Here is a 13,995-nt window from a genome sequence, read left to right on the forward strand (position 1 = left end):
TCAGGTTTCTTTCAACCTGACGGGTTTGCCAGCTTCGCTGGGCAAACAAAAAAGGCGCACGTTGTTCACGTACGCCTTCTTGGCTAAAACTGCGTTAGAAAGGTTTTGGTGCGTAACCTGTCATTACCTTAAGCTTCAGCTCTTTACCAATTTTCGTCATTGGGTGAACAACAACTAAGCCTTTCACAGACTTTTTCAGCTTACCCATATCCGCCTGCTCTGCTTTGGTGATTTCACGAGAGAAAGGCATGTCCAGCAAACTCTTACGCTCTTTGTTCATGTCGTAGCTTTGCTTGTGCTTTAGTTGGGCCAGTTTCTTGGTTATTTTGTCAATTTCATCAGTAAAACGTGAAATCATTTCATTGTCACCACGAGCTTTAGCTCCATTTAGCTTGTGCTTGCACTTATCTAGGCGGTTATTCAGTTTCTGGAGTTCTTGTTTCGAGCTCATGGCATGGACCTTTTTATGGTGAATGATGGGGACAAACGCTGGATATTCAGAGTCTAACTTATCCGCAGCCAATCTGCATAACTGACATCAGTGCGCACGATCCCGTATCTTGGTCGCGCATCATAAAGTTTACGATTCAAGAATGCCAGAGTTGAACGCAGAAATTTCTCAAACCGTTGAAATAGTAAAAAGCAAACGGTTGCAATCGCAAAAACCTTTCTATAGAATCCGCTCACCCCAAATTGGGGACTTACTGTCAGGCATTTTGTATAAGCTTCAGATAGGGTGAAGCGTTTCTACAGAGCACCAATAATGCTCCGCTATAAAATGACTCGAATCCACATCTGCTCTTATGCCAAATAAGTCTGATCAGTGAGTGTTATTTATACACACGCACTTAATACCTGAGACAAGTGCGATCACTTAGATTTATTACTACCTATTTAATACGGACATTGCTAGGTAACACATGAAAGAGTTGTATCATGTCACTACTTATGAGCATTGTCGGAATTATCGCACTGCTATCCGTTGGTTTTCTTTTCTCTGAAAACCGTCAAGCCATCAATAAACGTACTGTCCTACTTGCCCTGACCGCACAAATTGGTTTTGGTGCCTTCGTTATGTTTGTCCCTCTGGGTGAGCAAATTTTGCAAGGCATGTCGAATGGCGTCAATCACGTTATTTCCTACGCTAATGAAGGTCTAGCGTTCGCTTTTGGTGGCTTAGGTAAGTTCGAAATGGGCTTCATTTTCGTCATCAACGTACTTTGCGTCATTATCTTTATTTCGGCGCTTATTTCTGCACTGTACTACCTCAACATCATGCAAACGCTGATCAACGTGATTGGTGGCGTGTTAACCAAGCTACTGGGCACGTCAAAAGCAGAATCACTAAGCGCAACCGCAAACATTTTTGTTGGTCCTATCGAAGCGCCGTCTATGATTCGCCCACTTGTCAAAAATATGACTCGTTCGGAGCTATTCGCGGTAATGACTGGCGGTCTCGCGAGTGTCGCTGGTGGTACTATGATTGGCTATATCAGCTTAGGTGTGGATCCAAAGTACATTATTACCGCATGTTTTATGACAGCGCCCGCTGGCCTGCTGTTTGCGAAGCTGCTATGTCCACAAACCGAGGAAGTTACTACTGACAAAGCCATCAAAGTTGACGACAAAGACGCTCCAAAATCGCTACTCGATGCGATTACAGAAGGCTCTCTAGTTGGTATGCACCAAGCAGCAACAGTAACCGCACTTGTCATCTCTTTTGTTGCGTTAGTGGCACTACTTAACGGCATTATCTCCGGCCTTGGTGGTCTTGCTGGCTTCGAGAACGCGAGCCTTGAACTGATTATCGGTTATATCCTATCACCGCTGACATTCCTAATGGGTGTACCGTGGAGCGAAGCGGTTACCGCGGGTGCTCTTATAGGTAAAAAGATTGCCGTAAACGAATTTGTTGCTTACATGAGCTTTGTTGAAGTCAGCGAAACCTTGTCAGCAAAGACTCAAGCTATCATTGCCTTTAGCCTGTGCGGCTTTGCCAACATTGGCTCGCTCGCCATGGTGATTGGCGGTATTGGCGCTATGAACCCAGAGCGTCGTCCTCTGCTTGTTGAAATTGGCCCACGTGTACTATTTGGCGCCATTCTAGCGAACTTAATGTCAGGCACTATCGCTGGCCTGCTTATCACTCTGTCTTAAGGAAAAACTCCATGCCTACTCCACATATTAATGCGAACAAAGGTGACTTTGCAGAAACGATTCTAATGCCAGGAGACCCACTTCGCGCTAAGTTGATTGCTGAAACTTACCTAGAAAACCCGCGTTTGGTGAGCGATGTTCGCAACGTATACGGCTATACCGGCACTTACCAAGGTAAAGAAATGTCCGTTATGGCTCACGGTATGGGTGGCCCTTCTGCGACGATCTACTTTCATGAGTTAATGACTGAATTCGGCGTTAAGAACTTCATTCGAATCGGCAGCTGTGGTGCCATTCACGACGATGTAAAACTGAAAGACGTTATCGTCGCAATGGGAGCATCAACGGACTCTAAAATCAACCGCATTCGTTTCCGTGATCACGACTACGCCGCGCTAGCTGATTTCAACATGCTGCAAAACTGTGTATCCGTGCTGAGCGAAACCGACATGAGCTACCGCGTCGGTCAGGTATTCTCTTCTGATCTGTTCTATCGTCCAGATTTTGATATGTACGAGCTTATGGCTAAGTACGGTGTACTGGGGGTAGAAATGGAAGTGAACGCGCTTTACTCGTGTGCTGCTGAAAATGGCTGTAAGGCGATTGCAATGTGCACTGTGACCGACCACATCACCAAAGGTGAGCACCTCACCGCTGATGAACGTCGTACAGAGCTGCACGAAATGATTAACGTGGCGCTGAAAACCGCGTTGACACTGTAATCTTTATCAAGCCCAGCATTTGGCTGGGCTTTTTAATAAGTCGCATTTTAGCCATACGTTTTTAGGAACTGAGATGTCAAATCAAGCCTTTATTGCTAATCTATATCATGCCCCAGAGAAAGGGACATTCGACTATATCGCGCAGGCGTGTATTGAAATTGATGGTTTGGGAATGATTACCCAAGTATTATCACCCAATCATTCAGACTACACGCAGCTCGTCGAACAACACGAAAATAATAGTAGCTTAACGCGCTTAGCCGACCATCAATACTTGCTGCCGGGTCTCGTTGATCTTCATACTCACGCACCGCAATGGCCTCAAGCAGGCAAAGGGCTGGATCTTCCGCTGCATGATTGGCTAAACCAGTACACTTTTCCACTAGAGAGCCGCTACAGCGACCTCACATTTGCCGCTCGAATTTACCCTGAGTTAGTAGACACACTGCTTGCGCATGGCACGACAACCGCCATGTACTTTGCCACAATTGATGGTGCGCCATCAGAATACCTAGCGAGCGTGTGTAAAGAGAAAGGACAACGCGCGCTGGTCGGTAAAATCTCTATGGATGAAAAGTCGATGTGTCCGGATTACTACGTTGAGTCATCAACACAGCAGGCGCTCTCTGACGCAGAAGCTTTCATCCAAAATGTGAATCAAATAGATGCACAGCAAGGGCTAGTTTATCCCGTTGTCACTCCCCGCTTTGTACCGACATCAACCAAAGCACTACTAGAGGGTTTGGGCAAACTGGTTTCCCAATATCAGTGCCACGTACAAACTCATGCCTCAGAAAGCGATTGGGCTCGAGACTTCACAGAACAAACCTATCAAAAAACGGATGTTGAGTTGTACAACGAAACCGGACTGCTGACGCGTAAAACGGTACTCGCCCATTCAATCTTTCTAAGTGAAAGTGATAAAGAAACCATCAAAAAAGTTGGTGCTGGTATTGCTCACTGCCCTCTCTCCAACATGTACTTTGCCGATGCAGCATTTCCACTAAGAGAAGCAATCAATAAAGACCTTCATGTCGGTCTAGGCTCTGATTTGTCTGGCGGACCACTGCCTTCTATCTTCCACGCGGCCTTAGATGCCGTGAGTCACTCTCGCGTGCGCGAAGCAGGCACGAATACTCATATCATGGAACAGCGCGGCGAAGCGAACACGCGCGTGTCATTTGTGGAAGCATTCTGGCTTGCCACTCATGGCGGCGGCCTGACGCTCGATTTACCCGTTGGCGTATTCAAACCCGGATACTGCTTCGACGCACTTGTGGTTGATAGCAACACCCAAGGTAGCCAAGTTCGCGTTTATGATGATCTCGATAGCGAGCAAGACATTTTGGAGAAAATCATTGTACATACCACCGAGCCTGCGATTTCCTCCGTTTGGGTCAGTGGCCGAAAGGTTAAGTAGCCGTTTACACGACACTCAATAACAGAAATAGCCCGCGCTGATTGCGGGCTATTGTACCTTTAGAGTTAACACCAACATCAAATAGGAGGCGTCTCCATAAAACGTTCACTTCCTAATTTAGACTTAAACTTGTTAAAAGCCTTTGTCATTACCTATCGAGAGAGAAACCTCAAACCGGCAGCACAGGCTAATTGGCCAATTCAACCATGTTCTGCCCTGCTTCCCAGCGCATACATGCACCGGCGCAACCGTCATTCGGTTAAACACAAATAGCTTTTGGAGATAATTGAGACAGAGTTTCCTAAGTAAGGTTGACAGCTGTAAAGACGGAGGAATTATACTTTCTACTCATATAGATAGCAGCACATCAACTAGACAAATTGCTTATTGATACTATCCTCAAAACTACATTGATGTAATTTATAAAATGGTATCAAGTAAAATATGAACACTCCGTCAGTTGCTCATTTTTCAATTGAGAACGCTTTACAAAACCTGCCTATACCAATAGAACAATATAATAGTCTATTAGAACTACTTTATCGTTCCATAAACTCTGATAATGGCTTTCAGGGTTTCGTCGACACTATGGTGCAATGCTTTGACTTATCAGATATAGCTATATACTCAACCAATAAGTCAACATTAAGCATCGACTCAGCTTGGATGTCCGGTCATTCCACGCAAGCACTGCTCGAATATATTGAAAACAAGTACTTCACCAACGATTACGTATTAGACTTTATGCAAACGAATCCACCGGAAAAGTTCTATTCATTATTAAGGGATATTGGTCGTGCCGAAATGACCCATCCTCATCAGGTTCAATCATCTGCTGAGCAATGGTTTGATAGACACACGTTTTTTGATGTTTGCTGCGCAGTTGTTCTTGATAATGAACACCACATTGTATGCATCGCAGCTCACAGAAAGGCAGCACAAGGACATTTTTGTCAAGACGAATTAGAGCTACTCGATCTATTAACTCCTCATATAAAACAAGCTTACAGCGCTTATCACGCAAATCGATATAGTACAGAAACCAACACACAATATCACTATGTCGAACACTCCCCTCTCCCAACCCTGTTGCTCGGTTGTAACAACGAGGTATTGGCTTATAACGCCGCTCTGTGCGCTTACATCGACAACGAAGATCTGATGGAAATTAATCACCATAAATTTCAATTCAAGAACCAAGAACAACAGCAACAGTTTAAGATGCACGGCTTCGTTGTGACACAAAACCAAACGAATCGGCCCCTCCCTATGTCTTGTCTAACCATAAACAAAAGTGACGGTTCAAAGCTGCATTGTGTTTTCTCACCACTTTCCCTTCAAAAAGGTGCGCAACAGTGCTTGGTTTACTTCATTGATCCTTCACTAAAGCCTCAACTAAACACTGATCTGATTAAGTCTCTTTACCAACTCAGTGATATGGAAATTCGCATCTGCGAAGGAATAATTCTTGGTTTAACCCGTGTACAAATTGCGCAGCAACTTCACCGCTCCCATTACACTATCAAAGATCACATACAAAAAATCTTCAGCAAGTTTGGTGTTAGCAAACAGTCAGAATTGATTGTGATAATTATCACAATTAATTCTATTTCCTCACCCCTAAAAGGGGGGAATTAAAGTCAGGTATTTGCAGTCCTATCTCATCTCAACTTCATTCATATGTAGGCCAAATACTAGAAGGCCAAATACTAGAAGGCCAAAACATAGTCGTACGCAAAGATAAAGATACAGAGCAACTGGAATTGCTACTATAAGAATGGATAAGAGGCTTAATATGAGACTAGTGAAAAGTGCGCTGGCGATGTCAATCGTATCAGTGCTTGCTGCTTGTGGGGGCGGTAGTGATACCTCGACAGATAATGGTTCGGCTAATAGTCGACTAAGCGTAACAGCAATTGATGGATATTTGCATGGTGCATTTGTTTGGTTAGACGTGATCGAAAATGGTGAATTCGATAGCAATGAGCCCAGTGGCACGACTGGTGCTGGTGGTATTGTCAGCCTTGATATTAACGGCATTGATAACCCAAATAATCATCCAATCATAGTCGAAGTTCGAGCAGGCACTGTCGATCTGGGGTCTAACCCGAATACCACGCGTGAAGAGGCCATTGCCAACAATCCTAACAGTATTGTCGACAATCCCTATATGATGGCCGCGCCCGCTGGGGAAACAAAAGTTACACCTTTGACAACACTCGTTTACCTAAAACGAAAAGAGTTAAGCCGAAATTCTACTAATGAACAGGCAACCATAGAAGCAGCAACCCAGCAAGTCGTTGAAGATCTCGAACTACCGGAAGGCACTGCGCTTCTGGGTGACTTTATTTCTAATAGCGAAAACAAACTCGCCAACCTTGCTCAACTCATCGTGAAGAGCGAAACCTTGCCAAGCAACCGAGACGAGCTTAAACAAAATGCTGCTGGCGACAGTACAAGCGTGAACAGCGATCTCAACAAGCTAAAAAATGCCTTAGGTACCGCTTTGGCCGAAGAGGGCTCTGATCTCAGTGACATTGAAATCGTGAAAGAAAGCACTGACGGCGAATATCGAACATTAACGAGTGAAGAAAAGGAAGCTGATATTGACGGCGATGGTGTTCCAGATATCCTCGATGACTTTAACGATAGCATTAACAAGATAGAAGATGCCTACCCAGAGGGTTATAAGTTTTCAACACGGGACACTGATGGTGATGGTGTCGGCGATAACATGGATGACGATATTGATGGCGATACTTACAACAACAATGTCGATACCTATCCATTTGATTCCTCTGAATGGTTAGACACTGACAATGATGGTATCGGTGACAATTCTGACCCTGACGACGATAATGACGAAACATTAGACGTAGACGACGCTTTCCCACTCGATAGCACAGAGTCTATAGACACCGACGAAGATGGTATCGGTAACAATGCCGATCCTGATGACGACAACGACGAAACATTAGATGTAGACGACGCTTTCCCACTCGATAGCACAGAGTCTGTAGACACCGATGAAGATGGCATCGGTAACAATTCTGACCCTGATGACGACAATGATGGCGTCCTAGATGACGAAGACGTTGCGCCTCTTGATGACAGCGTAGGTACGGCGGGCTCCGTTGTGATCTCAGCTTTTTTTGACAGAAATAATACTGTCTATGAGTTGTGGGGAGATCTAGAGTTTGATGACCCTAATATGGACCGTTCGGTTTTTGCACTATCTGAGGCTGAAGGGGTTTGGTCTGCTGAGTATAGCTACTCCGAAAGCCTTTCATATGACGAAGGAGGCACTGCCAGTTGGGATGGTGTAGAGCTCAATGACATCTGGCTGTCCGATTCTGGCTGGGTTCAAACTGAAGCTAACGTTAAGCTTGATTATGATGGCAGAGCTTGGACCGGCAACATTTCTGATAACGGAAGTACATTCGCCAACTTTACGCTCATAGGTACGCCAGTCGACCTTGAAGGTGAAGTGATTAGCAATTACACCAATTATTGGCCATTCGTGAACAAAAGTTCACAGTACTCACAAGGTGCCGAAGCACTCAGTCTAACCGCCTACATTACAGAAGACTTTTACCAGCTTGATGACGCAGTGGAATCGACCAACAATGTAGTCATCTCCAACCTTGATTCTGTGTCATCATCGAGCCAATCTGAACTCACTGGAGGGATGACGAGTGACCTGAGTGGTATATTCATTGCCAACAACATCGCAGTGCAGCTTGTCGATGGAAATGAGGATACCAGCGTCGAGCCAATTGTCTATTTCTTCAAACTCACTGATTCAGACGAGTTTGCGATTATGCAGACGCTAACCGAGGAACCAATAACAACGACATGGGCAGAGAGTAGTGTTAACTCTGTAGACGTTGTGTCGTTTACTCTGCCTGATGCCATCATTGACACCATTGGCGACGATGCTTTACCTTCCAAAACCGTCATTTTTTCAGAGTTTACCGCTCAAGGAGAGGATACCCAAGTCTACCAAGGTAGCTTGGTCAGCTATGCCGAAGAAAGCCCTGAAAAGATAACGACTTTGACTCTTTTCAACGACTCTGCACTAACGGAGTATCAAACAGCATTAAGACGCCAGTTTGTCTGTGACGCTGGTGATACATGGGATGAAAGCGGATCCGCAACAGCAACGGAGTCTGATTTTGAAGATGCTATTTCTGCTTGTGGCGGCAAACTCGAACTGACCAACAGCATGTTCGAAGGCAATAGCTATTTACGTACTCGAGGTGACGGTGTAAGCACTAGAGAATACTATTTTGCACCCGATGGAGAAGCGACTGTCGTCAAAGATGGAGACTTAACTGATAATTACTCAGTAACATGGAGTATTGCTGATGATATTCTCACTATTAACTACGAAGATGGTGGTACATGGCAGTGGGCGCTTATCGATACGATAAACGACCAGTATGCCTTTACCACCTATGACGAATGGACTGAAGATAATCAAGCTATGTCTGAAGTTTGGTCCGAAGACTTTACGTTAACGAAAGACAAGGAATTTTGTAGAGTAGACGATGACTCTATTAATAGCATTGCCGTACTTGAATCTGAGCTATCGGCATATTATGACTGTCAAGGTGTTAGTTCCCCTGAACTTCAAACCAGTGATTTGACATTAACTGACCAAGTCTTTGCATGGCATAGTAGTTATGACAATGGCAGTATACTATTTAGCTTTAATGACGACATGACCGGTAATGAAGTATATAACGGCATCAACTATGGTGATTTCGACTGGTCAATCAACCAGACTGGCAATGTGATTGAACTCAGCTGGGATGGGGTAACCGAAGCTCACTTTGGGGTCTTGGATATCGATGAGTCCGGTATCTATGTGGTTGAGTATTGGGAAGGTGACGATAATGCTTGGTCGTACTTACTCAGTACCATTGGTACGGATATCTATAACTGCGACAGGGCATCAAGTCGAGATGAGTTTGATGATGACGCTGGCGCGCCTGCGACCACTTCAAGCTATACCGACTACCTAATGGCCGTTTCGAACTGTATCGACGAACAAAACTTTAGCAGTATCATGTATATGCCTCGCATTGCTGACGATCTTATTGAAGACAGTGAAGTCGTTGTCATGAAACGCGTTGATGAAGATATTAGCGATCCAGAAACCATCATTTTTGATGTCAATGATGCGAACGGGCAATCCGGCGATGCGAAGCTAATCATCCCTGCTTCAGATGATGAGCCAGAACAGATTATCTCCGGTACTTGGGTGCTTATTGATGACGAGAATGGTGTGGGGTATCAAACGACATTTAATACTGGCAGTATTACGGCACGGTTTATTTTTTATATCGTCGATGTCGGTGGCAATAAATTTGTTCTCAAGTCATTTGAGCAAGTGACAGCTTGGAGCAGCGCGAATACTATAGGCACCAACAATGATGGGTACATGTCCAATTGGACTGTAGAGTTTACCCGTGAAGCAAAAGCTGATCACTTTAATTAACTTCTGCTAACTCACTAATTGAAGGCACTTATCTTAGATAGGTGCCTTTTTTAATCAGTCCAGTTTCACAATGTGATCGTGGTGACTCAAAACACGCCAGCCTAGGTTCTATAAAGCACCTTTGTTATGTGCTCATTCTACTAAGTTTAGACGACTTACTCAATCTAATAAGTTTCTCATTAATGACTGATACCAGCTTGGAAGAGTTCCTTTCTGCTCTTGATACGCTTCAAGCTTTTGCTTAGATAGCTCCTTAAAACCCACGAACCAATCAGGGTAAGAGTTGTACTTTGAGTTGTAGGACTCTAGGCGCTCTTCAAGGATACTGTCCAATGATGATGTGAATCCAAGTAGGGTAAAGCAGTCTTGCTCACTAAGACGCAGTTTATATGACTCACCTTCATCAGGCGTAAAGACCATGGCTCCATTCTTAAATTGAAGCGAACCGACTTCACCATCGATTGACGTTAGCTTGCAAACTGGGGCGTAGGCAAACTGTTTTCCAGCTATTTCACGTTGCTCACAATAGATTAATGAGTCAGCAAACAATTGGATAATATTTGCTTCTTCTTCGAGCAACTGAATTGTTGTTAAGGCATCATCATCAACACAAAACTCAACAAACCCAAACTCATCTGCTCTGATGTGTTCGCAACGAATAGTTGCGTACCCATAAGTAGTGACAAAGCTACACTCTGCCTTTGGAAGAAATTCAATTTTTAAATGGTCTGTAGCAATTTCAAACATCTCAACTCCTCTACTCAAAAAGTGAGTATGCCACAAACAGCTCAACAGGTAGAAAATATTGACAGCTCTTTGATAGCGGCTTGAGCAGGCATCATTTTAATCGTTTCAATCAACTCGATTGGGTCACTAGACCTCATTACAAGCTCTTTGTAGCTAGCTCTCTGGTTTTCAGTCGCACAACTTCTATCAGATAGCTCATTGCCCTTTACGTGGTAAAGAAAGCTCTGAGCTAGCCTGTCTATTGAAGTGAAATCGTTATAGCACTCATAAAGCTCTTCATCTGGTAGAGCACGCTTAAAAAAGTTGTCTATGTACTTCATGAGACAAACCCTCGCAGAAAATTAATGTCATCTAGTGAAACTCTTTCACTATCAATCATGCCTGACCGTAGCGCTTGCTTTATAGACATTGGTTCACTGCTAACTGAAATATCTTGCTTTGTTGGTATCTGTTTTATCAGCTCTTCCAACTCACCCTGAGCGACCATCTCTACCAATCTGTGGTTATGTCGCTGAGCATCAATAGCCAAAGGAGCGAGCGCTTGTTTAAGAAAGCATGTTTGAATCTCAGCTTTCATTTCGTTTGTTAGATTCACATTCAAATCATTCTGGTTAAGAATATCTTGTAAGTTGGATGTCTTTGCCAATGTTAATAGTTCATACCTACGCTTAGCATTTTCAGTCCTAGACCGAGCGCTTTTAAGTTGAGCTGCTTTAGCCTCATCTGAAGTGAATTGATGTCTACTCATGAGCTACACACTCCTGCTGCTCATTTGTAACTGACTTCCTAGCTTTCTTTATTCGCTCATAGAACTCGAATATCTTCGTTGTATCATCTTTTCCTGCGTAGATAGTTAACGCACTTAGCTCTGCATCATCTTTCAGTTTTTCAAGTTCACTCATTTCCAAATTATTTAACTCAATACCTAATATTTCGGATATACGTTCCTTTACATATTCAGGACGCTCTCCGTAAGCTGCGTCACGAACAAGACTTAGGTCATTGAAAAGTGCTATAGCTCTCTTTTTCAGAATCGTTGATTTTGATGTAATAAGAACATCAATTAGCTCTATCGAGTCCCAAGCCTTATTGATATCGCTTAGACTCAGTTCGTATAGATTAATATCGGGATAAAGATTTAGCATTTGTTTAATATTCATGATGCCACCTCAAGCTCTTCTATATGAAAGTATCGAAGCTCTTCCTCTCCAATCACGTCGAGTCGTAACTGGTCATAAGCTCTCAAACTACCCTCGACAAGTTCTTGCTGGTGGGGCAGTAGTTGAGCAAGCTCCTTATGGCTAAACGCTGTATACGCAGAACGCGTTTTGAATCGTTGGTCCACTGGCAAAACATAAGCCTTGTGACTTCCTTGATTGATAATCGCTAGACGACCTAATAAGGTTCTAGAGGGAATCGGCCGACGTTTTATTGACTCACTAACTACAACCTTCTGCTCCAGTAGTTTTTTGTGCTCATCCACTAGCATTAAAAAATCTTGTAGCTCACACAAAGAACCAAGCCTAGTAGAAACCTTATTAGCTAGTGACTTTCCTTTAGGTAAGTACAAACAAAGTTCAGCTAGCTTTCTATTACAATAAAGTTTAACGTTTTCATCTGTAATCAGTACGTTGGCTAATGCATAGTTCACTTTCATTTTACTAACCCCAACGTTTTTGCAATCAATTCATCACTAGACATATGATGTGCTTTATTCAACTCAACTTCCGCTTGATGTAGATTCATCAACACTCGCTGATACGCTTTATCTGATTGCGTTAGGCTAGGTCTTTCTGATACATCAATTGAACCTACTGACTCTGTGATTCGATTCTGCTCAAGCCACTCACTGTCGTCATCATCAAGAGGTTCGAATTCAAGTCCAATCTCTTTGTATAAAATACGGTTCATTTCTTTTACGCCAGTTGGTTTAGGTTCTGCTTCTGCGTACTGCTTTAGGATGTCAATGAACTCTATAGCTCGCTCTGAAACTTCTTTCTTATCACCAATTCTTTGCGCTTGTTTCATCTGACGAATCAAAGTTAAAAGCTTTGTGTCGGATGGTAGATGGATAGCTGGTCTGTTTTCTTCGCCATACTCTTCATTGCTTACCGATGAATTATGGTTTTCTACTACTAAGCTCAAGTCGTGATAATGACCAATAAAGCTTTCTTTTAAATCAGCTCCCATATCCTCATCAAGCAATGCTTTGGATGTAGCTAGAAGGCGCTTAGGCTCAACTGTAGCTCTATCAATATAAGACTCTTGTCCATCAGACTCGATATCGAAATCTCCTAGCTCAATTCCCTCACGCATAGTAAAAACACCAAGGTTGTGATTGACTAATCCAACTCGATAATCTTCTTCATTTGCAGTTAAATAGATTTCTTCACTGCTGCTTACATAAGGCTGATATTCATTCCAACCTAAATTTTTATATTCCATGTTATTCCCTTAACCCTCAAAAAACTGAATCAGTTTTTGAGCAAACTTATACTTACTAACTTCTAATCTTTCATTCGAAACCATATCCAAAACAACCATGTAATCTGGCTTTTCTATGATTCGATATCCTTTAATTTCAACAAATCTAAAAGACTCTAGAGCCTGAATCTTTGATTGGTAACGAACAGATATCTTTTCTAGCTCACTGGGGTATTTCACTTTTTACCCTTGCCTAGCTTTGAAACTAATGCAGCAGTTGCCGCTTGAGATACCATCTTTTGAATTGTTGGTTTTTTCTTCTTCTCTAGTTTCTTTAGTTCTTGTTGAACTATCTTTCTCGTAGTCTTCTCTTGGTGCTCTTCATGTGCTTTCAAGAACGCCATAAACCTCTGAGTGAGCCTTTTATTCTTCTTAACTTTCAAAGTATCAGCTTCATTCAAACGCCTGAACTCACCATAAAGTCGCTGTATCTCTTCTCTGTTAAAAATCGTTTGTGTACAGCACTCATTGAGAAAGCTCGCTTCTTCTTTCTGGTCAATGTCAGCCAAGAATTCACAGAACAACATATAGTTGCGCTTATGCTTTCTTCGCTCAGCTAATTGAGCTTTATTGCGCTCGTAATATCTTTGCTCTTTATTCATAACTTCCCTTGTTAGTTGGCTCTCACAAAATACTCATACTGAGAGCCTTAATGTCATTGAAACTCTGTGCTTCATCTGTATTTATGGTGTGATTATCACACCTTTGAATAGAGGTTCAGATGCTTACTAAGTAGGAATAGAATCCAAAAAATTTACAGTTTGTTTATTGTGGTAACTTCTCCGGTTATCCTATTAGTATTACCAGAAAGTAAGGAAAGAAATTGAATTTTGATAAACTAAAAAATGATTTAAGAAGCAGAAAAAAAGAGGCAGTACATGCCCTTGAAGATGATGAGCTAATTGAATGTCAACGCCAGTTTAAAATTGACCCACTTATCGACGTTATCGCCGAAGTAAAAC

General features: G+C 42.9%; 14 protein-coding genes and 1 riboswitch. Of the genes, 5 read left to right on the forward strand and 9 right to left on the reverse strand.

The window, feature by feature from the left end:
- Positions 1 to 94: 94 nt before the first annotated feature.
- On the reverse strand, positions 95 to 451 hold the full coding sequence (locus tag ACJB0T_RS21350) for a YibL family ribosome-associated protein (protein WP_479292728.1): 357 nt from the start codon (positions 449 to 451) through the stop codon (positions 95 to 97).
- 245 nt (positions 452 to 696) lie between these two features.
- Positions 697 to 794: riboswitch (purine riboswitch) on the forward strand.
- Between the two features lie 142 nt (positions 795 to 936).
- On the opposite strand from ACJB0T_RS21350, the gene ACJB0T_RS21355 reads away from it, so the two are divergent.
- From ACJB0T_RS21355 to ACJB0T_RS21375, 5 genes are all read left to right on the forward strand, one after another.
- Positions 937 to 2,157 (forward strand): NupC/NupG family nucleoside CNT transporter, encoded by a 1,221-nt coding sequence (locus ACJB0T_RS21355; protein WP_479292727.1) that lies wholly within the window; start codon positions 937 to 939, stop codon positions 2,155 to 2,157.
- A gap of 11 nt (positions 2,158 to 2,168) precedes the next feature.
- Positions 2,169 to 2,879 (forward strand): purine-nucleoside phosphorylase, encoded by a 711-nt coding sequence (gene deoD, locus ACJB0T_RS21360; protein WP_479292725.1) that lies wholly within the window; start codon positions 2,169 to 2,171, stop codon positions 2,877 to 2,879.
- Positions 2,880 to 2,952: 73 nt separating this feature from the next.
- Positions 2,953 to 4,299 carry a guanine deaminase gene (guaD, locus tag ACJB0T_RS21365; RefSeq protein WP_479292723.1) on the forward strand — a complete coding sequence of 449 codons (1,347 nt, stop codon included), beginning with the start codon at positions 2,953 to 2,955 and terminating at the stop codon, positions 4,297 to 4,299.
- A 444-nt stretch (positions 4,300 to 4,743) separates the two neighbouring features.
- A complete protein-coding gene (locus ACJB0T_RS21370) occupies positions 4,744 to 5,937 on the forward strand; it encodes a helix-turn-helix transcriptional regulator (RefSeq protein ID WP_479292722.1) in 1,194 nt (397 codons plus the stop codon).
- A gap of 157 nt (positions 5,938 to 6,094) precedes the next feature.
- A complete protein-coding gene (locus ACJB0T_RS21375; RefSeq protein WP_479292720.1) occupies positions 6,095 to 9,802 on the forward strand; it encodes an HMG-box domain-containing protein in 3,708 nt (1,235 codons plus the stop codon).
- 159 nt (positions 9,803 to 9,961) lie between these two features.
- Here the strand turns inward: ACJB0T_RS21375 and ACJB0T_RS21380 are convergent, their stop codons facing one another.
- The 8 genes from ACJB0T_RS21380 to ACJB0T_RS21415 are packed head-to-tail and all read right to left on the reverse strand — an operon-like array spanning position 9,962 to position 13,635.
- A complete protein-coding gene (locus ACJB0T_RS21380; protein ID WP_479292718.1) occupies positions 9,962 to 10,549 on the reverse strand; it encodes a hypothetical protein in 588 nt (195 codons plus the stop codon).
- A 41-nt stretch (positions 10,550 to 10,590) separates the two neighbouring features.
- On the reverse strand, positions 10,591 to 10,869 hold the full coding sequence (locus ACJB0T_RS21385) for a hypothetical protein (RefSeq protein ID WP_479292716.1): 279 nt from the start codon (positions 10,867 to 10,869) through the stop codon (positions 10,591 to 10,593).
- Positions 10,866 to 11,297: a hypothetical protein gene (locus ACJB0T_RS21390; protein ID WP_479292714.1), complete on the reverse strand. Its 432-nt coding sequence runs from the start codon at positions 11,295 to 11,297 to the stop codon at positions 10,866 to 10,868. The genes ACJB0T_RS21385 and ACJB0T_RS21390 overlap by 4 nt, the downstream gene beginning before the upstream one ends.
- Positions 11,290 to 11,709 carry a hypothetical protein gene (locus ACJB0T_RS21395; RefSeq protein WP_479292712.1) on the reverse strand — a complete coding sequence of 140 codons (420 nt, stop codon included), beginning with the start codon at positions 11,707 to 11,709 and terminating at the stop codon, positions 11,290 to 11,292. The genes ACJB0T_RS21390 and ACJB0T_RS21395 overlap by 8 nt, the downstream gene beginning before the upstream one ends.
- Entirely contained in the window at positions 11,706 to 12,206 is a 501-nt protein-coding gene (locus ACJB0T_RS21400) for a hypothetical protein (RefSeq protein WP_479292710.1), read from the reverse strand. The genes ACJB0T_RS21395 and ACJB0T_RS21400 overlap by 4 nt, the downstream gene beginning before the upstream one ends.
- The gene (locus ACJB0T_RS21405; RefSeq protein ID WP_479292709.1) at positions 12,203 to 12,994 is read right to left on the reverse strand and encodes a hypothetical protein; all 792 of its coding nucleotides are present in this window, start codon (positions 12,992 to 12,994) and stop codon (positions 12,203 to 12,205) included. Before ACJB0T_RS21405 ends, ACJB0T_RS21400 begins: the two co-directional genes overlap by 4 nt.
- A gap of 9 nt (positions 12,995 to 13,003) precedes the next feature.
- Entirely contained in the window at positions 13,004 to 13,213 is a 210-nt protein-coding gene (locus ACJB0T_RS21410; protein ID WP_479292707.1) for a hypothetical protein, read from the reverse strand.
- Complete coding sequence (locus tag ACJB0T_RS21415; RefSeq protein WP_479292705.1) at positions 13,210 to 13,635, reverse strand: hypothetical protein; 426 nt, start codon at positions 13,633 to 13,635, stop codon at positions 13,210 to 13,212. The genes ACJB0T_RS21410 and ACJB0T_RS21415 overlap by 4 nt, the downstream gene beginning before the upstream one ends.
- Positions 13,636 to 13,995 lie beyond the last annotated feature (360 nt).

The sequence above is a fragment of the Vibrio sp. CB1-5 genome, from assembly GCF_059412285.1.

Coding starts and splice junctions, on each gene's coding strand:
- ACJB0T_RS21395 (WP_479292712.1), bottom strand. CDS start 11,709: ATGAATATTAAACAAATGCTAAATCTTTATCCCGATATTAATCTATAC.
- ACJB0T_RS21380 (WP_479292718.1), bottom strand. CDS start 10,549: ATGTTTGAAATTGCTACAGACCATTTAAAAATTGAATTTCTTCCAAAG.
- ACJB0T_RS21400 (WP_479292710.1), bottom strand. CDS start 12,206: ATGAAAGTGAACTATGCATTAGCCAACGTACTGATTACAGATGAAAAC.
- ACJB0T_RS21405 (WP_479292709.1), bottom strand. CDS start 12,994: ATGGAATATAAAAATTTAGGTTGGAATGAATATCAGCCTTATGTAAGC.
- deoD (WP_479292725.1), top strand. CDS start 2,169: ATGCCTACTCCACATATTAATGCGAACAAAGGTGACTTTGCAGAAACG.
- ACJB0T_RS21385 (WP_479292716.1), bottom strand. CDS start 10,869: ATGAAGTACATAGACAACTTTTTTAAGCGTGCTCTACCAGATGAAGAG.
- ACJB0T_RS21415 (WP_479292705.1), bottom strand. CDS start 13,635: ATGAATAAAGAGCAAAGATATTACGAGCGCAATAAAGCTCAATTAGCT.
- ACJB0T_RS21390 (WP_479292714.1), bottom strand. CDS start 11,297: ATGAGTAGACATCAATTCACTTCAGATGAGGCTAAAGCAGCTCAACTT.
- ACJB0T_RS21350 (WP_479292728.1), bottom strand. CDS start 451: ATGAGCTCGAAACAAGAACTCCAGAAACTGAATAACCGCCTAGATAAG.
- ACJB0T_RS21375 (WP_479292720.1), top strand. CDS start 6,095: ATGAGACTAGTGAAAAGTGCGCTGGCGATGTCAATCGTATCAGTGCTT.
- ACJB0T_RS21370 (WP_479292722.1), top strand. CDS start 4,744: ATGAACACTCCGTCAGTTGCTCATTTTTCAATTGAGAACGCTTTACAA.
- ACJB0T_RS21355 (WP_479292727.1), top strand. CDS start 937: ATGTCACTACTTATGAGCATTGTCGGAATTATCGCACTGCTATCCGTT.
- guaD (WP_479292723.1), top strand. CDS start 2,953: ATGTCAAATCAAGCCTTTATTGCTAATCTATATCATGCCCCAGAGAAA.